Annotated in this window: 29 protein-coding genes; all 29 read right to left on the bottom strand. The window is 62.6% G+C overall.

What is annotated here, in order from left to right:
• Nucleotides 1–27: 27 nt before the first annotated feature.
• Nucleotides 28–1044 carry a DNA-directed RNA polymerase subunit alpha gene (locus tag OEW28_RS11915; protein ID WP_263734998.1) on the bottom strand — a complete coding sequence of 339 codons (1017 nt, stop codon included), beginning with the start codon at nt 1042–1044 and terminating at the stop codon, nt 28–30.
• Between the two features lie 119 nt (nt 1045–1163).
• On the bottom strand, nt 1164–1553 hold the full coding sequence (rpsK, locus tag OEW28_RS11910) for a 30S ribosomal protein S11 (protein ID WP_263722475.1): 390 nt from the start codon (nt 1551–1553) through the stop codon (nt 1164–1166).
• A 15-nt stretch (nt 1554–1568) separates the two neighbouring features.
• Nucleotides 1569–1937: a 30S ribosomal protein S13 gene (gene rpsM, locus OEW28_RS11905; RefSeq protein WP_263734997.1), complete on the bottom strand. Its 369-nt coding sequence runs from the start codon at nt 1935–1937 to the stop codon at nt 1569–1571.
• A 186-nt stretch (nt 1938–2123) separates the two neighbouring features.
• Nucleotides 2124–2771, bottom strand: coding sequence for an adenylate kinase (locus OEW28_RS11900; protein WP_263734996.1), 648 nt, complete (start codon nt 2769–2771; stop codon nt 2124–2126).
• Nucleotides 2772–2780: 9 nt separating this feature from the next.
• On the bottom strand, nt 2781–4142 hold the full coding sequence (gene secY, locus OEW28_RS11895) for a preprotein translocase subunit SecY (protein ID WP_263734995.1): 1362 nt from the start codon (nt 4140–4142) through the stop codon (nt 2781–2783).
• A 102-nt stretch (nt 4143–4244) separates the two neighbouring features.
• The gene (rplO, locus tag OEW28_RS11890) at nt 4245–4718 is read right to left on the bottom strand and encodes a 50S ribosomal protein L15 (RefSeq protein ID WP_263734994.1); all 474 of its coding nucleotides are present in this window, start codon (nt 4716–4718) and stop codon (nt 4245–4247) included.
• 174 nt (nt 4719–4892) lie between these two features.
• Nucleotides 4893–5330, bottom strand: coding sequence for a GFA family protein (locus OEW28_RS11885; RefSeq protein ID WP_263734992.1), 438 nt, complete (start codon nt 5328–5330; stop codon nt 4893–4895).
• Between the two features lie 120 nt (nt 5331–5450).
• Nucleotides 5451–6194: a sulfotransferase gene (locus OEW28_RS11880; RefSeq protein WP_263734991.1), complete on the bottom strand. Its 744-nt coding sequence runs from the start codon at nt 6192–6194 to the stop codon at nt 5451–5453.
• 226 nt (nt 6195–6420) lie between these two features.
• Nucleotides 6421–6612, bottom strand: a complete 192-nt coding sequence (gene rpmD / locus OEW28_RS11875; protein ID WP_263734990.1) for a 50S ribosomal protein L30 — start codon at nt 6610–6612, stop codon at nt 6421–6423.
• A gap of 12 nt (nt 6613–6624) precedes the next feature.
• A complete protein-coding gene (gene rpsE, locus OEW28_RS11870; protein WP_263734989.1) occupies nt 6625–7191 on the bottom strand; it encodes a 30S ribosomal protein S5 in 567 nt (188 codons plus the stop codon).
• Between the two features lie 123 nt (nt 7192–7314).
• Nucleotides 7315–7674: a 50S ribosomal protein L18 gene (rplR, locus tag OEW28_RS11865; protein WP_263734988.1), complete on the bottom strand. Its 360-nt coding sequence runs from the start codon at nt 7672–7674 to the stop codon at nt 7315–7317.
• 11 nt (nt 7675–7685) lie between these two features.
• Entirely contained in the window at nt 7686–8219 is a 534-nt protein-coding gene (rplF, locus tag OEW28_RS11860; protein WP_263734987.1) for a 50S ribosomal protein L6, read from the bottom strand.
• A 10-nt stretch (nt 8220–8229) separates the two neighbouring features.
• Nucleotides 8230–8628, bottom strand: a complete 399-nt coding sequence (gene rpsH, locus OEW28_RS11855; RefSeq protein WP_263734986.1) for a 30S ribosomal protein S8 — start codon at nt 8626–8628, stop codon at nt 8230–8232.
• 13 nt (nt 8629–8641) lie between these two features.
• Complete coding sequence (gene rpsN, locus OEW28_RS11850) at nt 8642–8947, bottom strand: 30S ribosomal protein S14 (protein WP_263734985.1); 306 nt, start codon at nt 8945–8947, stop codon at nt 8642–8644.
• Nucleotides 8948–8964: 17 nt separating this feature from the next.
• Nucleotides 8965–9525, bottom strand: coding sequence for a 50S ribosomal protein L5 (gene rplE, locus OEW28_RS11845; protein ID WP_263734984.1), 561 nt, complete (start codon nt 9523–9525; stop codon nt 8965–8967).
• The gene (gene rplX, locus OEW28_RS11840; RefSeq protein WP_263722462.1) at nt 9525–9830 is read right to left on the bottom strand and encodes a 50S ribosomal protein L24; all 306 of its coding nucleotides are present in this window, start codon (nt 9828–9830) and stop codon (nt 9525–9527) included. Before rplX ends, rplE begins: the two co-directional genes overlap by 1 nt.
• On the bottom strand, nt 9830–10198 hold the full coding sequence (rplN, locus tag OEW28_RS11835; RefSeq protein ID WP_035714274.1) for a 50S ribosomal protein L14: 369 nt from the start codon (nt 10196–10198) through the stop codon (nt 9830–9832). The genes rplX and rplN overlap by 1 nt, the downstream gene beginning before the upstream one ends.
• A gap of 69 nt (nt 10199–10267) precedes the next feature.
• Nucleotides 10268–10501, bottom strand: coding sequence for a 30S ribosomal protein S17 (gene rpsQ, locus OEW28_RS11830; RefSeq protein ID WP_263722461.1), 234 nt, complete (start codon nt 10499–10501; stop codon nt 10268–10270).
• Nucleotides 10502–10514: 13 nt separating this feature from the next.
• Nucleotides 10515–10715, bottom strand: a complete 201-nt coding sequence (rpmC, locus tag OEW28_RS11825) for a 50S ribosomal protein L29 (RefSeq protein ID WP_263722460.1) — start codon at nt 10713–10715, stop codon at nt 10515–10517.
• A gap of 364 nt (nt 10716–11079) precedes the next feature.
• Nucleotides 11080–11493 (bottom strand): 50S ribosomal protein L16, encoded by a 414-nt coding sequence (rplP, locus tag OEW28_RS11820; protein WP_263722763.1) that lies wholly within the window; start codon nt 11491–11493, stop codon nt 11080–11082.
• Between the two features lie 12 nt (nt 11494–11505).
• A complete protein-coding gene (rpsC, locus tag OEW28_RS11815) occupies nt 11506–12222 on the bottom strand; it encodes a 30S ribosomal protein S3 (RefSeq protein ID WP_263734983.1) in 717 nt (238 codons plus the stop codon).
• Nucleotides 12222–12602: a 50S ribosomal protein L22 gene (gene rplV / locus OEW28_RS11810; RefSeq protein WP_263734982.1), complete on the bottom strand. Its 381-nt coding sequence runs from the start codon at nt 12600–12602 to the stop codon at nt 12222–12224. Before rplV ends, rpsC begins: the two co-directional genes overlap by 1 nt.
• A 3-nt stretch (nt 12603–12605) precedes the next feature.
• Nucleotides 12606–12884: a 30S ribosomal protein S19 gene (gene rpsS / locus OEW28_RS11805; RefSeq protein ID WP_263734981.1), complete on the bottom strand. Its 279-nt coding sequence runs from the start codon at nt 12882–12884 to the stop codon at nt 12606–12608.
• 3 nt (nt 12885–12887) lie between these two features.
• On the bottom strand, nt 12888–13724 hold the full coding sequence (rplB, locus tag OEW28_RS11800; RefSeq protein WP_263734980.1) for a 50S ribosomal protein L2: 837 nt from the start codon (nt 13722–13724) through the stop codon (nt 12888–12890).
• A 124-nt stretch (nt 13725–13848) separates the two neighbouring features.
• Nucleotides 13849–14145, bottom strand: coding sequence for a 50S ribosomal protein L23 (locus OEW28_RS11795; protein ID WP_263734979.1), 297 nt, complete (start codon nt 14143–14145; stop codon nt 13849–13851).
• Complete coding sequence (gene rplD / locus OEW28_RS11790) at nt 14142–14762, bottom strand: 50S ribosomal protein L4 (RefSeq protein ID WP_263734978.1); 621 nt, start codon at nt 14760–14762, stop codon at nt 14142–14144. Before rplD ends, OEW28_RS11795 begins: the two co-directional genes overlap by 4 nt.
• Nucleotides 14759–15484 (bottom strand): 50S ribosomal protein L3, encoded by a 726-nt coding sequence (gene rplC / locus OEW28_RS11785; protein WP_263735358.1) that lies wholly within the window; start codon nt 15482–15484, stop codon nt 14759–14761. The genes rplD and rplC overlap by 4 nt, the downstream gene beginning before the upstream one ends.
• 17 nt (nt 15485–15501) lie before the next feature.
• Nucleotides 15502–15810, bottom strand: a complete 309-nt coding sequence (gene rpsJ, locus OEW28_RS11780) for a 30S ribosomal protein S10 (RefSeq protein ID WP_263734977.1) — start codon at nt 15808–15810, stop codon at nt 15502–15504.
• Between the two features lie 81 nt (nt 15811–15891).
• Nucleotides 15892–16007 (bottom strand): EF-Tu C-terminal domain-related protein (locus tag OEW28_RS11775; RefSeq protein ID WP_263735356.1); only part of this gene is annotated, 116 nt, incomplete at its 5' end.

The raw sequence follows: 16007 nt of genomic DNA, 5'->3' as shown, positions 1-16007 counted from the left end.
CTACACGACGCCCCCCGCAATCGTCAATCAGAACTGGTCTTCGAACCGCTTGGCGAGGTCCTCGATGTTCTCTGGCGGCCAGTCCTCGACTTCCATGCCAAGGTGCAGGCCCATGCCCGACAGCACTTCCTTGATCTCGTTCAGCGACTTGCGGCCGAAGTTCGGCGTGCGCAGCATCTCTGCTTCGGTCTTCTGGATGAGATCGCCGATGTAGACGATGTTGTCGTTCTTGAGGCAGTTGGCCGAACGGACCGAAAGCTCCAACTCGTCCACCTTCTTGAGAAGCAGCGGGTTGAATTCCAGCCCGTCGTCCTCGGCGCCCTTCTGGGCCGATTCCGGCTCTTCGAAGTTGACGAAGATGCCCAGCTGGTCCTGAAGGATGCGCGCGGCATAGGCCACGGCGTCTTCCGGCGTCAGCGAACCGTCGGTTTCGACCTTCATCGTCAGCTTGTCGTAGTCAAGCACCTGGCCCTCGCGGGTGGGCTGGACTTCGTAGCTGACCTTCTTGACCGGCGAATAGATCGCGTCGATCGGGATCAGACCGATGGGCGCATCTTCGGGGCGGTTCTTGTCGGCGGCGACATAGCCCTTGCCGGTCTCGACCGTCAGTTCCATGAACAGGTCCGCACCGTCGTCAAGGTGGCAGATCACGTGATCCTTGTTCAGGACCTCGATCCCATTCGATTCCGAGATGTCACCGGCGGTGACGATGCCGGGACCCTTCGCGGAGATCGTCAGGCGCTTCGGCCCTTCGACTTCCATCTTCAGGCTGACGCCCTTGAGGTTCAGCACGACGTCCGTCACGTCCTCGCGGACGCCGGCGATCGAGGAGAACTCGTGCAGGACGTTGTCGATCTGAACCGAGGTGATCGCCGCGCCTTGCAGCGACGAAAGCAGAACGCGGCGCAGCGCGTTGCCCAGCGTCAGGCCGAAGCCACGTTCCAGCGGTTCGGCGACCAGTGTCGCCTGGCGCTGCGGATCATTGCCCGGCCGCACGTCAAGCTGTGCCGGCTTGATCAGCTCGTCCCAATTCTTGTGGATCATGAGGTTTGCCTCCATACCTGTTCCCGAACCATGTCCGATTTTCGGGAACGCCCGAGGAAAAACACGAAAGCGGACCGGGGCCGGGCGTTTCGCCCGGCCCCGGCCGCCACTAAATCTTGTCAGACGCGCCGACGCTTCGGCGGACGGCATCCATTGTGCGCGATCGGCGTCACGTCGCGGATGGACGTGATGTTGAAGCCGACGGCGGCCAGCGCGCGCAGCGCCGACTCGCGGCCCGAACCGGGGCCCTGAACTTCAACTTCGAGCGTCTTCACGCCGTGTTCCTGAGCCTTGCGGCCTGCGTCTTCGGCGGCCATCTGGGCGGCGTAGGGCGTCGACTTGCGCGAACCCTTGAAGCCCATGGTGCCGGCAGAAGACCAGGCAATCGCGTTGCCCTGGACGTCCGAAATCAGGATCTTGGTGTTGTTGAAGGAGGAGTTCACATGCGCCACACCAGCGGCGATGTTCTTGCGCTCCTTGCGCTTCATGCGGGTCTTGTCACGTGCCATATCTGAACCCTCCCCTTACTTCTTCTTGCCGGCGATCGGTTTCGCCGGGCCCTTGCGGGTGCGGGCGTTGGTGTGGGTGCGCTGACCGCGAACCGGCAGGTTCTTGCGGTGACGCAGGCCGCGGTAGCAACCGAGATCCATCAGGCGCTTGATGTTCATCTGAACTTCACGGCGAAGGTCGCCTTCAACCGTGTAGTTCGCGTCGATATGTTCGCGGATGGCGAGCACTTCGGCGTCGGAAAGATCGTTCACACGGCGGGTTTCGTCGATCTTCACCGCTTCGCAGATCTTGCGCGCGACGTCGGCACCGATGCCGTGGATGTACTGAAGGGCGATGGGGACGCGTTTCCCCGTCGGGATGTTGACGCCAGCGATACGTGCCACGCGTTTCTTCCTTTCGTTGCGGTTCCGTGCTGCCAGAACCTTTTTTCACAACATGGCCCGGCGCAACGCGTCGGACCGGTTTCGTGCGCATTGATTCGGACCGTTGAAAGGCCAGAAAATCAATGCGATTCCCTTGCGGGACGCCGTGACCTAGAGGGTTTCGTTCGGCCCGTCAAGAGAGGATGGTCAGTCAAGCGCCTGCGCGATGGACCGGGCAACGGCGTCAATCTCGGCCAAGCCGTCCACGGTACGCAGCTTGCCCTTGGCATAATAGTAGCCGATCAGCGGGGACGTCTTCTTGTAGTATTCCATGAGACGCTGCTTGAGGCTGTCCTCGTTGTCGTCGGCGCGGCGCTTGAACTCGGCCTTTTCGCCGCAGTTCGTGCAGACACCGTCGGCGGGAATGGGCTTGGTCGCGTCGTTGTAGACCTCGCCGCAGTTCGCGCAGGTCGACCGCGCGGTGATGCGGGAAACAAGCGCCGCGTCATCGACCTGCATCTCGATCACGGCATCAAGCTTCATGCCGTGACGGTCAAGCAGCGCGCCAAGCGCGTCGGCCTGCGCCAGCGTGCGCGGGAAGCCGTCGAAGATGAAGCCGCCGCCGTTTTCGCCGTTCAGCTTTTCTTCGATCAGGCCGATGACGATCTCATCGGTCACCAGCTCGCCCCGGTCCATGATATCCGCGACGCGCTTGCCCATCTCGGTCCCGCTGGTGCGCGCCTCGCGCAGCATGTCGCCGGTGGACAGCTGCACCATGCCGCGCCCTTCGACCAGACGGCGGGCCTGAGTTCCCTTGCCCGCCCCCGGCGGTCCCAGAAGGATGATATTGGTCATGGATCCCCCTTACCGGCGCGTCGGCGCTTTCTTCGCGCCGTTGCGCTTGCGGCCGCGAAGCTGCGACTTTTCGATCAGGCCTTCGTACTGGTGGGCCAGAAGATGCGACTGGATCTGGTTGATCGTGTCCATCGTCACCGACACCACGATCAGAACCGAGGTCCCGCCGAAGTAGAACGGGATCGCAAGCTGTGAGCGCAGGATTTCAGGCAGAAGGCAGACAAGCGCGAGGTAGCCCGAACCCACAACCAGGATGCGGCTGACGACGTAGTCGAAATATTCTTCGGTCTTCTTGCCCGGACGGATGCCGGGAACGAAGCCACCCTGGTTCTTCAGGTTCTCGGCGACGTCATCGGATTTGAACGAGACGTTCGCGGTGTAGAAGTAGGCGAAGAAGACGATCATCGCGGTGAAGAAGGCAAGGTACAGTGGCTGTCCCGGACCGAAGAAGGCCAGGATCGTCGACATGATCGGTCCGGTCTGCGAACCCGAGAAGGTCGAGATCGTCGTCGGCAGCAGCAGCAGCGACGATGCGAAGATGGCAGGGATCACGCCCGCGGGGTTCACCTTGATCGGCAGGTGGCTCGATTGTCCGTCGTAGACCTTCATGCCGACCTGGCGACGCGGGTACTGGATGTGGATCTTGCGCAGCGCGCGTTCCATGAAGACGACGAAGGTAATCACGGCGACCACCATCAGGAACACGCCCAGGATCAGGGCGATCGAGATGTTGCCGGTGCGACCCTGGCTCAGGAACTGTGCGAGCGCCTCGGGGATGTTGGCGACGATGCCGACGAAGATGATCAGCGAAATGCCATTGCCGACCCCGCGCGAGGTGATCTGTTCACCCAGCCACATCAGGAACATCGTACCGCCGACCAGCGTGATCACGCAGGCGGCTTCGAAGAACAGGCCGGGATCGTGGGCCAGGTCGCCGGCCTCAAGGCTCTTGGCAAGACCGAAGGCCTGGAAGGTGGCCAGCGCCACGGTGCCGTAGCGGGTGTACTGGTTGATCTTCTTGCGGCCCTGCTCGCCTTCCTTCTTCAACTGCTCCAGCGCGGGAACCATGGAGGCCAACAGCTGAACGATGATCGAGGCCGAGATGTAGGGCATGATGCCAAGCGCGAAGATCCCCATGCGGCCAAGTGCGCCGCCTGTGAACATCTGCAGCATGCCTCCGATGCCCTGAGAGGCGCCCTCCATGAATTTCCGCAGCGCATCTGCGTCGATTCCGGGAACCGGGATGTAGGTGCCCAGCCGGTAGACGATCAGAAGCCCGATCGTGAAGAATATGCGCTGGCGAAGATCGGTCGCCTTGCCGAGTGCGCCCCACGAGAGGTTCGCAGCCATTTGCTCTGCAGCAGATGCCATTCGCAGTCTCTTTCATGCAGAGCGCCGCCAAACCGTTTTCCGGTCGGCGGCGCTTGGAAAACTGAAGCCTATGTAAGCGGCGCGCACGCCGCCGACAACCGCTTATTCAGCCGCCGACGCGGTTGCGACGGTCAGCGCGCCGCCGGCCTTGGCCACCGCGTCCACCGCTGCCTTCGAGGCGCCGGTGACGACGATGTTCAGCTTGGACGAGAAATCGCCCTTTGCCAGAACGCGGACGCCGTCAAGCTTGCGGCGGACGACACCGGCCGCGACCAGCACGTCTTCGGTGATGTCGGTCTTGGCGTCGAGCTTGCCGGCCTCGACGAATTTCTGGATCACGCCCAGGTTCACGACCGCGAATTTCTTGGCGTTCGGCTTGCTGAAGCCGCGCTTCGGCAGGCGCCGGTAAAGCGGCATCTGGCCGCCTTCATAACCGCCGATGGCAACGCCCGAGCGGGATTTCTGACCCTTGATACCACGGCCGGCAGTCTTGCCCTTGCCGGAACCGGGACCACGCGCAACGCGCTTGGATTTCTTGGCCGCGCCGGGATTGTCGCGGAGTTCGTGCAGTTTCATGTCGCTTCTCCTTGCCGGAGCACCTCCCCGAAGCGATGCGGGAGGGACACGGCGTTTCTTGGTTCTCGTGAATCGGGCCTCTTGGGCCACCGGGGGCGTATAGACCCATGGCCCCAAAGGATCAAGAGGGCGGCAGTCACCGCCCTCCTGCCCGGTGTCCCGAGAGCCGCGGGTTCAGGATGGCGAGGGCCAGACGAAATCCGGGCGCAGGCCTGCGTGGACCGGGCGGCCATCGTCGGGCTTGTCGTAGCCCTTGGTTTCATCCCAGAACGCGTGGTAGGTCGCTGCCGGAAACGACGCATCATAGCCCATGATATTCGGCACCGCGACGCGGATGCGCTTCTGCTTGTCATCCAGCATGACGACGCCCCCACATTCTGTGCAAAGGCAGATTTCAAGCGGTCCGTCCGGGTTCGTCGCGTTGAAGGGCACGCGCTTCAGCTTCTCGGGATGGTCGACCTTCAGGTCGCCGTGGTTGAAGAAGGCGACATGCGTCGTATGCTGCCCGGTCACCGACTTGCACACGTTGCAGTGACATTCATGGTTGTCGATCGGGTCGTGGTCTGAGTGCGTGTGAACATGGGCGCAACCGCCCTCGTACTTATGTGCCATGGAACCTCCCTCCAGAGCGGCGGTGCAACCTGCGCACCTGCATACGCGGCCTCAGGCTACCATGCCCCCCATGATTCGAAAGTGCGATGCGCGACCTCGGCTGCTTGCCGGCGGGACGGACTACGCCATGCAATACTCCCGCGTGGCGCCCCGCGTTCCGGCTCCGAGCGCGTCGATGCGCCTCAACACCTCATCCGCCAGCGCGAGGTACTCAGCCAGTTCCTGCTGATCGGGGACCTCACTGCTCGCGCGCTTGTTGGTATCGGGGGCGTCCTTCGGCAACTTGGAGCGATGCGGCACATGGTTCGCGGTCAGAAAGCTCTCCAATTTGGCCGGCCAGTCCGGATCCTCGGTGACACGCAGCTCCAGGAAATTCGGCTTCCCCGAAAAGTGCTGACGCGCCGCGGCCTCATACACACGTCTCTGCGCGACCCAGGACACCAGCGCCATTTCGGGGCAGGCGAAAAATTCGTGCCCCATCTGTCCAAGTTGGGCAAGCACTGTACAGCCTGGCTCGCCCGTCGGGACACCGAAGCGCATCGCATGTTTGATACGCGAGCGCAGCCATCGCTTTTCATCCCGTGTATTCAAGATGAAAACCGCCTTGGGAAACCACATCTCAAGGTTCTGGAAAGAGGCGTTCTCCCCATCGGTGTAGCAGGTGGCTTCGACGAAATGCTCACGCCCTTCGCTACGATGGGATTCAATCGGCCAGACGATGTCGTGGACGCTCGAAAGGCCAAGGCGACCGAAGAACGTGTGAAGTGACGTCGTGCCCGTCTTGTTGAAGCCGATACAAAAAATCTTCGCTTCGCCCGCATCGACGCGCGCGAGGCGACCGAGGACTTTGTCTAACCCGAACACACCAGCACTCCGCACTTGCGCCGCTTGCCGAAAGCGGCCTCATGGGTCTCCGCGCCCGTTGCAGGCAGGCACGGCGACAGCCGGATCAAGGCTACGCCCATCTTTCTTATGCCGCAACTGAGGCCGGGATTCCCGCACACAAACCCACCGATGCCTCGGCTTTGTTGATCAAAACGAAAACGCCCCGAGATTTATCTCGGGGCGCTTCGCTATCGATTGAAGGCGCTTAGCCGCGCTCTTCGATGATCTGCACCAGGTGCGGGATCTTGTTGACCATGCCGCGGACCGCGGGCGTGTCTTCAAGTTCACGGGTCTTGTGCATCTTGTTCAGACCGAGGCCGATCAGCGTCTGGCGCTGGATGTCCGGGCGACGGGCGGGCGAAGCGATCTGCTTCACGACGATGGTTTTCTTGGCCATGTCAGAGGCTCCTTACGCTTCGGCCGCTTCCGGCTCGGACTTCTTCAGGATGTCGGCCACTTTCTTGCCGCGACGCTGCGCGACCAGGCGGGGGCTGGCTTCCTTCTTCAGACCGTCCATCGTGGCGCGGATCATGTTGTAGGGGTTCTGCGAACCCAGCGACTTGGCGACGACGTCCTGAACGCCCAGCATCTCGAAGACGGCGCGCATCGGGCCGCCCGCGATGATCCCGGTACCCGGAACGGCGGTCCGCATCACGACCTTGCCGGCGCCGTGGCGGCCTTCGATGTCGTGGTGCAGCGTGCGGCCGTCGCGCAGCGGGACGCGAACCATCGAACGCTTGGCCTGTTCGGTCGCCTTGCGGATTGCTTCCGGCACTTCCTTGGCCTTGCCCTTGCCGAAGCCCACGCGACCGCGCTGGTCACCGACCACCACGAGCGCTGCGAAACCGAAGCGCTTGCCGCCCTTCACCGTTTTCGACACACGGTTGATCGCGACGAGACGATCGGCGAATTCCGGGGTTTCCTCGCGCTCGCGACGGTCTTCGCGACGCTCCCGGCGGTTTTCTCTCTCTGCCATAAGGCATTCCTTGCATGGTGGCGCGGTAGAGCGCCGTTGGGCCAATCCTGGTGCCCCCGAACGGATCGGGGACCCGGATCATCGGGGTGGCGCGCCTGTTTCCCAGAACGCCACCCGCCTGGATCAGAACTTCAGACCACCTTCGCGGGCCGCGTCGGCAAGCGCCTTGATCTTCCCGTGGAACAGGAAGCCGCCGCGGTCGAAGTAGCACTCTTCGACACCGGCTTTCTTGGCGCGCTCGGCAATCGCCGCACCGATCTTCTTCGCCGCTTCGATGTTGTTCTTGCCGACGACGCCCAGATCCTTTTCGAGGCTGGAGGCCGAGGCGAGCGTCACACCGTTGACGTCGTCGATCAGCTGAACGCTGATGTTCTTGTTCGAACGATGAACCGAAAGGCGCGCACGCCCGTCGGCCATCGACCGCAGTTTGTTCCGGACGCGCAGGCGGCGCTTGAGGAACAGTTCCCGTTTGCTGTTTGCCATTTCTCGCGTCCTTACTTCTTCTTGCCTTCCTTGCGGAAGATGAACTCGCCCTTGTAGCGGATGCCCTTGCCCTTGTAGGGCTCCGGACCGCGCCATTCGCGGATGTTCGCGGCGACCTGACCGACCTGCTGGGCGTCGATGCCCTCGACCACGATTTCGGTCTGCTTCGGGGTCGTGACGGTCACGCCCTGCGGCACTTCGAAATTCACTTCGTGGCTGTAGCCGAGCGACAGCTTCAGAACATTGCCCTGCATCGCAGCGCGGTAGCCGACGCCCTGGATCTCGAGTTCCTTCTTGAAGCCGGTGGTGACACCGGTCATCAGGTTCTCGATCATCGAGCGGGACATCCCCCACTGCTGACGCGCACGCTTCGAGGTGCCGCGCGGCTGGACCGTGACGGCGCCGTCGGCGAGCGTGATGGTCACGTCGTCGGTCGCGGTGAACGACAGCGCGCCTTTCGGCCCCTTCACCTCGACCTTCTGGCCCGAGATGTTGGTGGTGACGCCGGCCGGAACCGCGACGGGTTTCTTGCCAATACGAGACATCGAACCCTCCTTAGAATACGGTGCAGAGCACTTCGCCGCCAACGTTGGCAGTCCGTGCAGCTGCGTCCGACATCACGCCCTTCGGCGTGGAGACGATGGATACGCCCAGGCCGTTGCGGACGGAGGGGATCTCCTTCACGCTGGCATAGACGCGGCGGCCCGGCTTGGAAACGCGCTTCAGCTCCCGGATAACCGGGGTGCCTTCGAAGTACTTCAGGCTGATCTCGAGCTCGGGCTGGCCGCCAACGGCGGTGACAGCTTCGTAGCCACGGATGTAGCCTTCGGTCTTCAGCACGTCCAGAACCCAAGCGCGCAGCTTGGAGGCCGGGGTGCGAACGGTGGATTTGCCGCGCATCTGGGCGTTCCGGATGCGGGTCAGCATATCGCCGAGAGGATCGTTCATCGACATGATCCTGACCTCCTTACCAGCTCGACTTTACCATGCCGGGGATCTGGCCCATCGAGGCCAGGTCGCGCAGCATGATACGGGAGAGCTTGAGCTTGCGATAATAGGCGTGCGGACGGCCCGTGAGCTGGCAGCGGTTGTGCAGCCGGGTCGCCGACGAGTTGCGGGGCAGTTCGGCCAGTTTGAGAGTCGCCTTGAAGCGCTCTTCCATCGGCCGGGACTGGTCTTCGATCACCGCCTTGAGTGCGGCGCGCTTGGAAGCGTACTGCTTCACCAGCTTCGCGCGCTTGACCTCGCGGTTCACCATGGATTTCTTTGCCATTCGTCGTTCCTCCGCGATCAGCTGTTGAAGGGCATGTTGAAGTGCTTCAACAGTGCCTTCGCTTCCGCGTCGGTCGCCGCGGTGGTGCAGATGATGATGTCCATGCCGAGAACTTCGTCGACTTTGTCGAAGTCGATCTCGGGGAACACGATATGTTCCTTCAGGCCCATCGCGTAGTTGCCACGGCCGTCGAACGAGGAGCCCTTGACGCCGCGGAAGTCGCGGACGCGCGGAAGCGCCACGTTGATCAGGCGGTCGAGGAATTCGAACATCCGGTCGCCGCGAAGCGTGACCTTGGTGCCAAGGGGCATTTCCTCACGAACGCGGAAGCCGGCGATCGACTTCTTGGCCTTCGTGACGACGGCCTTCTGACCGGCGATGAGCGACAGCTCTTCAGCCGCGTTCTTCACCTTCTTGGTGTCCTTGACCGCTTCGCCGACGCCCATGTTCAGCACGATCTTGTCGAGCTTCGGGATCTGCATGTCGTTCTTGTAGGAGAATTCCTCCTTCAGAGCGGCGCGGATCGTCCCCTTGTAAAGCGCCTTGAGGCGCGGGGTATAGGTTTGAGCGTCAAGCATCAGATCGCCTCCCCGGTGGTCTTGGCGAAGCGCACCTTCTTGCCGTCTTCCTCACGGAAGCCGACGCGGGTGGCCTTGCCGTTCTTGTCCATGAGCGCGAGGTTCGACAGGTCGATCGGCATTGCCTTCGGCTGGCGGCCGCCCTGGCTGGTCTGCGTCTGGCGGGTGTGGCGGATCGCGACGTTCACGCCCTCGACCACGGCCTTGTTGGCCTTGGGATCGACGGACTGAATTTCGCCCTGCTTGCCCTTGTCCTTGCCGGCAAGGACGACGACGGTGTCGCCTTTACGGAGTTTCGCAGCCATCACAGCACCTCCGGCGCGAGCGAGATGATCTTCATGAAGTTCTTCGCGCGCAGCTCGCGGACGACCGGCCCGAAGATACGGGTGCCGACCGGCTCGCCCTGGTTGTTCAGGATGACGGCGGCGTTGCGGTCGAAGCGGATGGACGTGCCATCTTCGCGACGAACTTCCTTGGCGGTGCGCACGACGACGGCCTTGCGGACGTCACCTTTCTTCACGCGACCGCGCGGGATGGCTTCCTTGACCGACACCACGATGATGTCGCCGACGCTGGCGTAGCGGCGGTGGGAACCACCCAGAACCTTGATGCACTGCACCCGGCGAGCGCCGGAGTTGTCAGCGACATCCAGATTGGTCTGCATCTGGATCATTTGGTTTCTCCCGACCTATGGGACCTGGGTCCCAGGGTTTCGTTCAGCAGGAGGTTGTGGGGTTAAGCCTCAGGCTTCCGTCACAACCGTCCAACGTTTCGTCTTCGAGATCGGCGCGCACTCTTCGATGCGAACGGTGTCACCGATCTTGAACTTGTTCTCCGCGTCGTGCGCCCGGTACTTCTTGGACTTACGAACGGTTTTCTGGAGCAGCGGGTGCTTGAAGCGGCGCTCGACGAGAACGGTGATCGTCTGCTCGTTCTTGTCCGAGGTCACGACGCCTTGCAGGATGCGTTTGGGCATGGATCTGGACCTCTTACTTCGCGGCTTCGGCGGCTTTGGCGTTCAGGACCGTCTGGATGCGGGCGACGTCACGGCGGACGGCACGCATGCGGGCGGTGTTCTCAAGCTGGCCGGTGGCCTGCTGGAAGCGCAGGTTGAAGGCTTCCTTCTTGAGTTGGGTCAGCTCGTCACGGAGCTGGTCCGGCGATTTGCCGGTTAGTTCTTTGGCGTTCATTCGCCTCTTCCTTTCAACATCACCAGAGGGCCCGTTTGGGTGACCCTGTGTCCGGTGGAGTCAACGACAACAAGCGAATCCGGGACACCCGGAATCGCAGGATGCGTCCCTATAAGGGAGGGCCGGCATGGGGGCAAGGGAAAAGGTTGTCTGGCTCATCTCTTCTGGCCGAACTGACGGTCGATATGTGCCAGAAGGGCCCAGAATGTGCTTTCGCCCATGCCAGCGGCCCATTCTTCCGCTGCCTTCCAGTCTCCCTCCTGGTGCTTAAGGGAGTGGTGTCTTCGTCTCGCATCGTGAATGAAAAACCCCCGCCGTTTCCGGCGGGGGCCTATTTCTTGGATCGGGGGCATCCCGTCGCGGCTTACCAGTCTTCGCGCTGGATGACGCGGGTCTTGACCGGGAGCTTCATCGCGCCGAGGCGGAGCGCCTCGCGGGCGATGACCTCGTTCACGCCGTCGATCTCGAACATGATCCGGCCCGGTTTGACCTTGGCCGCCCAGAAATCGACGGAGCCCTTGCCCTTACCCATCCGGACCTCGGTCGGTTTCGACGAAACCGGGGTGTCCGGGAAGACGCGGATCCAGACCCGGCCCTGACGCTTCATGTGGCGCGTGATCGCGCGGCGGGCCGCTTCGATCTGACGCGCCGTGATGCGCTCGGGCTCGGTTGCCTTGAGGCCAAAGCCGCCGAAGTTCAGTTCGAAACCACCCTTGGCTTCGCCGTGAATCCGGCCCTTGTGCTGTTTGCGGAACTTTGTCCGTTTCGGTTGCAGCATCTTATCTACTCCTTACCGAGCGTCGCGGTCACGACGGGGTCCGCGCGGTGCGGGTCCGTCCTGCGCCTCGGCCATACGACGATCACGGGCCTGGGGATCATGTTCCATGATCTCGCCCTTGAAGATCCAGACCTTCACACCGATGATCCCGTACGGGGTCGAGGCTTCGGCCAGCGCATAGTCGATGTCGGCGCGCAGCGTATGCAGCGGCACGCGGCCTTCGCGGTACCATTCGGTCCGGGCGATTTCCGCGCCGCCAAGGCGGCCCGCAACGTTGACCCGAATTCCGAGCGCACCCATGCGCATCGCGTTCTGAACCGCGCGCTTCATCGCACGACGGAACGAAACCCGGCGCTCAAGCTGCTGGGCGATCGATTCCGCGACCAGCATCGCGTCCAGTTCGGGCTTGCGAACCTCGACGATGTTGAGGTGCAGTTCCGACGACGTGAAGTTCGCGAGCTTCTTGCGAAGCGTCTCGATGTCGGCGCCCTTCTTGCCGATGATCACGCCCGGGCGGGCGGTGTGAACGGTCACCCGGCACTTCTTGTGCGGGCGCTCGATGATCACGCGGCTGACTCCGGCCTGCTTGCACTCTTCATGGATGAAGTCGCGCATCTTGAGGTCTTCAAGAAGCAGATTGCCGTAGTCCTTGCTGTCGGCGTACCAGCGGCTGTCCCAGGTGCGGTTGACCTGGAGGCGCATGCCGATCGGATTGACCTTCTGACCCATTACGCTTGCTCCTCGACTTGCCGCACCTTGATGGTCAGCTCGCTGAACGGTTTCACGATCTTGCCGAACCGGCCGCGGGCACGGGGATGGCCGCGCTTCATGGTCAGGTTCTTGCCGACATAGGCTTCCGAGACGATCAGGCTGTCAACGTCGAGACCGTGGTTGTTCTCGGCGTTCGCGATCGCGGATTGCAGGCACTTCTTCACGTCGCCAGCGATCCGCTTCTTCGAGAAGGTCAGGTCCGAAAGGGCCTTTTCGACCTTCTTGCCACGGATCAGCGCAGCCACGAGGTTCAGTTTCTGCGGCGAGGTGCGAAGCATCTTCGACTTGGCGAAGGCCTCGTTGTCCGCCACGCGGCGCGGATTCTTTTCCTTACCCATGGCTTACTTCCTCTTGGCTTTCTTGTCGGCGGCGTGACCGTAATAGGTCCGCGTCGGCGAATATTCACCGAACTTCTGGCCGATCATTTCTTCGGTCACGTTGACCGGGATGTGTTTTTGCCCGTTGTAGACCCCAAAGGTGAGGCCGACGAACTGCGGCAGGATGGTGGAGCGGCGCGACCAGATCTTGATCACTTCCGATTTGCCCGAAGCCTGCGCCTTTTCTGCTTTCTTCAGCAGATAGGCGTCGACGAAGGGGCCTTTCCAAACAGAACGTGCCATGGATTAACGACCCTTCTTGGCGTTGCGCGAGCGGACGATGAACTTGTCGGTCGACTTGTTCTTGCGGGTCTTGTTGCCCTTCGTCCCCTTGCCCCACGGGGTGACAGGATGACGGCCACCCGAGGTGCGGCCTTCACCACCGCCGTGCGGGTGATCGATCGGGTTCATCGCGACGCCGCGGACGGTCGGGCGAACGCCCATGTGCCGCTTGCGACCCGCTTTACCCAGGTTCTGGTTCGAGTTGTCGGGGTTCGACACCGCGCCAACGGTCGCCATGCATTCCTGGCGGACCATGCGAAGCTCGCCCGAGGACAGGCGGATCTGCGCGTAACCGCCGTCACGACCGACGAACTGGGCGTAGGTGCCCGCGGCGCGCGCCAGCTGGCCACCCTTGCCGGGCTTCAGCTCGACGTTGTGAACGATCGTACCGATCGGCATGCCCGAAAACGGCATCGCGTTGCCCGGCTTCACGTCGGTCTTGGCGCCGGCGATGACGCTGTCACCCACGGCCAGGCGCTGTGGCGCGAGGATGTAGGCCTGTTCGCCATCCGTGTAGCGGACGAGCGCGATGAACGCGGTCCGGTTGGGATCGTATTCGATCCGCTCGACCGTCGCGGGGACGTCCAGTTTGTTGCGCTTGAAATCAACGATGCGGTAAAGGCGCTTCGCCCCACCGCCCTTGTGCCACGCCGTCACCCGTCCGGTGTTGTTCCGGCCGCCCGACTTGGTCAGACCCTCTGTGAGGGACTTGACCGGGCGACCTTTCCAAAGCTCCGAACGGTCGATCAGAACCAGTCCACGCTGGCCAGGCGTCGTCGGTTTATACGACTTGAGTGCCATGCTCTCTGTCTTCCGTTGCTTTGGACCTGTCGGTCCGTTCCGATTTAAGGGCCCCGTAGGTCCCCAGCTTCAAAAAATGTCACGGCCCCGGAAGCCCGGGGCCGCGAGATTCGCGGGCCTTCTATCAGAGGCCAGAGGAGACGTCGATAGTGTTCCCCTCTTCGAGCGTCACATAGGCTTTCTTGACGTCCGAGCGGGTGCCCGCGATACCGCGGAACCGCTTGGTCTTGCCCTTGGTCACGGTGGTGTTCACCGCCTTGACCTTGACACCGAAGACGGCCTCGACCGCTTCCTTGATCTGCGGCTTGGTCGCGTCTTTCGACACACGGAAGACCACCGCCCCGTTTTCCGAGGCAAGGGTCGCTTTTTCCGTGATGACCGGCTTCACGATCACGTCGTAATGTTCAGGCTTCACGCTCATTTCAGACGAGCCTCCAGTGCTTCGACAGCCGCCTTCGTGAGCACGAGCGTGTCACGCTTGAGGATGTCATAGACGTTGGCGCCGATCGAGGGCAGCACGTCGATGCCTTCGATGTTCGCGGCAGCGCGGGCGAAGTTCTCGTTGATGTCGGCGCCGTCGATGATCAGGACGCGCTTCCAACCCAGCTCCTTCGCGGCCTTCGCGAGAACCTTGGTCTTGGCGTCCTGCATGTCGAGCGAGTCGAGGATCACGAGCTGACCTGCGCCGGCCTTGGCCGACAGCGCATGCTTCAGACCAAGCGCCCGGAACTTCTTGGGCAGGTCGTGGGCGTGGCTGCGCGGGGTCGGGCCCTTGTAGGTGCCACCGTGACGGAAGGTCGGCGCCTTGCGGGAACCGTGGCGGGCGCCGCCGGTGCCTTTCTGGCGATAGATCTTCTTGGTCGAGTAGCTGACGTCCGACTTGCCGAGAACCGAGTGCGTGCCGGCCTGGGCTTTCGCCCGCTGCCAGCGCACCACGCGGTGCAGGATGTCGGCGCGCGGCTCGAGGCCGAAGATCTCATCCGCGAGATCGATCGATCCGGACTTGCCGGCGTCGAGCTTGATCACATCGAGTTTCATGCTTCACCCCCTTCAGCGGGCGCTTCTTCGGCCGGAGCAGCGGACGCGGCGGCTTTCAGCGCGGCCGGCGTCGGCAGGTCTTTCGGCAGCGGCTTCTTGACCGCGTCCTTGATCGTCACCCAGCCGCCCTTGGAACCGGGAACCGACCCCTTGACCATGATCAGGCCACGGTCGGCGTCGGTGCGGACGACCTGGATGTTCTGCGTGGTCACACGGACGGCACCGAGGTGACCGGCCATCTTCTTGCCCTTGAACACCTTGCCGGGGTCCTGGCACTGACCGGTGGAGCCGTGCGAGCGGTGCGAGATTGACACGCCGTGCGAGGCACGCAGACCGCCGAAGTTGTGACGCTTCATGACACCGGCAAAGCCTTTACCGATCGAGGTGCCGGCGATGTCCACGAACTGCCCTTCGGCATAGTGGGCCGCCGAGATCTCGGCGCCGACTTCGATCAGGTTTTCCGGGCTCACGCGGAACTCGGCGATCTTGCGCTTGGGTGCCACGTTCGCCTTGGCGAAGTGGCCGCGTTGCGCAGCCGTGGTCCGCTTGGCCTTGGCAGAGCCCGCGCCGAGCTGAACGGCGGTGTAGCCGTCCTTCTCGGTCGTGCGCTGTGCAACGACCTGCAGATTGTCGAGTTGAAGAACGGTCACAGGAACCTGCTTGCCGTCTTCCATGAACAGCCGGGTCATGCCCAGCTTTTTCGCGATAACGCCAGAGCGCAACATTTCTGGTGCCCTCCTCAGACCTTGATTTCGACGTCGACGCCGGCAGCGAGATCGAGCTTCATCAGCGCGTCCACGGTCTGCGGGGTCGGATCGACGATATCGAGAAGGCGCTTGTGCGTGCGGATCTCCCACTGGTCGCGCGACTTCTTGTCGATGTGCGGACCACGGAGAACCGTGAACTTCTCGATCTTGTTGGGCAGCGGGATCGGGCCCCGCACCTGTGCGCCCGTGCGCTTGGCCGTGCTGACGATTTCCGCGGTGCTGGCGTCCAGCACGCGGTAATCGAAGGCCTTGAGCCGGATGCGAATGTTTTGACCAGTCATTGTCTTGCCTCTCGCAGGCTTCTTTTAAGGTTGAGAGGCAGACCGGGCCTCATGCCCGGCCTGCTTCGAACCCGGTCTTGATTACTCGATGATCTTGGAGACGACGCCGGCGCCGACGGTGCGGCCGCCTTCACGGATGGCGAAGCGGAGCTTCTCTTCCATGGCGATCGGCGCGATCAGCTCGACCTCGAACTTCA

Origin of the sequence: Albidovulum marisflavi (assembly GCF_025751435.1) — a bacterium.
GTDB lineage: Bacteria > Pseudomonadota > Alphaproteobacteria > Rhodobacterales > Rhodobacteraceae > Albidovulum > Albidovulum marisflavi.
This window is presented reverse-complemented; position numbering and strand designations above follow the sequence as displayed.

Coding starts and splice junctions, on each gene's coding strand:
- OEW28_RS11915 (WP_263734998.1), bottom strand. CDS start 1,044: ATGATCCACAAGAATTGGGACGAGCTGATCAAGCCGGCACAGCTTGAC.
- rpsK (WP_263722475.1), bottom strand. CDS start 1,553: ATGGCACGTGACAAGACCCGCATGAAGCGCAAGGAGCGCAAGAACATC.
- OEW28_RS11900 (WP_263734996.1), bottom strand. CDS start 2,771: ATGACCAATATCATCCTTCTGGGACCGCCGGGGGCGGGCAAGGGAACT.
- secY (WP_263734995.1), bottom strand. CDS start 4,142: ATGGCATCTGCTGCAGAGCAAATGGCTGCGAACCTCTCGTGGGGCGCA.
- rplO (WP_263734994.1), bottom strand. CDS start 4,718: ATGAAACTGCACGAACTCCGCGACAATCCCGGCGCGGCCAAGAAATCC.
- OEW28_RS11885 (WP_263734992.1), bottom strand. CDS start 5,330: ATGGCACATAAGTACGAGGGCGGTTGCGCCCATGTTCACACGCACTCA.
- rpmD (WP_263734990.1), bottom strand. CDS start 6,612: ATGGCCAAGAAAACCATCGTCGTGAAGCAGATCGCTTCGCCCGCCCGT.
- rpsE (WP_263734989.1), bottom strand. CDS start 7,191: ATGGCAGAGAGAGAAAACCGCCGGGAGCGTCGCGAAGACCGTCGCGAG.
- rplR (WP_263734988.1), bottom strand. CDS start 7,674: ATGGCAAACAGCAAACGGGAACTGTTCCTCAAGCGCCGCCTGCGCGTC.
- rplF (WP_263734987.1), bottom strand. CDS start 8,219: ATGTCTCGTATTGGCAAGAAACCCGTCGCGGTTCCGGCCGGCGTCACC.
- rpsH (WP_263734986.1), bottom strand. CDS start 8,628: ATGTCGATGAACGATCCTCTCGGCGATATGCTGACCCGCATCCGGAAC.
- rpsN (WP_263734985.1), bottom strand. CDS start 8,947: ATGGCAAAGAAATCCATGGTGAACCGCGAGGTCAAGCGCGCGAAGCTG.
- rplE (WP_263734984.1), bottom strand. CDS start 9,525: ATGCTTGACGCTCAAACCTATACCCCGCGCCTCAAGGCGCTTTACAAG.
- rplX (WP_263722462.1), bottom strand. CDS start 9,830: ATGGCTGCGAAACTCCGTAAAGGCGACACCGTCGTCGTCCTTGCCGGC.
- rplN (WP_035714274.1), bottom strand. CDS start 10,198: ATGATCCAGATGCAGACCAATCTGGATGTCGCTGACAACTCCGGCGCT.
- rpsQ (WP_263722461.1), bottom strand. CDS start 10,501: ATGCCCAAACGCATCCTGCAAGGCGTCGTGACCTCGGACAAGAACGAG.
- rpmC (WP_263722460.1), bottom strand. CDS start 10,715: ATGAACGCCAAAGAACTAACCGGCAAATCGCCGGACCAGCTCCGTGAC.
- rplP (WP_263722763.1), bottom strand. CDS start 11,493: ATGCTGCAACCGAAACGGACAAAGTTCCGCAAACAGCACAAGGGCCGG.
- rpsC (WP_263734983.1), bottom strand. CDS start 12,222: ATGGGTCAGAAGGTCAATCCGATCGGCATGCGCCTCCAGGTCAACCGC.
- rplV (WP_263734982.1), bottom strand. CDS start 12,602: ATGGGTAAGGAAAAGAATCCGCGCCGCGTGGCGGACAACGAGGCCTTC.
- rpsS (WP_263734981.1), bottom strand. CDS start 12,884: ATGGCACGTTCTGTTTGGAAAGGCCCCTTCGTCGACGCCTATCTGCTG.
- rplB (WP_263734980.1), bottom strand. CDS start 13,724: ATGGCACTCAAGTCGTATAAACCGACGACGCCTGGCCAGCGTGGACTG.
- OEW28_RS11795 (WP_263734979.1), bottom strand. CDS start 14,145: ATGAGCGTGAAGCCTGAACATTACGACGTGATCGTGAAGCCGGTCATC.
- rplD (WP_263734978.1), bottom strand. CDS start 14,762: ATGAAACTCGATGTGATCAAGCTCGACGCCGGCAAGTCCGGATCGATC.
- rpsJ (WP_263734977.1), bottom strand. CDS start 15,810: ATGACTGGTCAAAACATTCGCATCCGGCTCAAGGCCTTCGATTACCGC.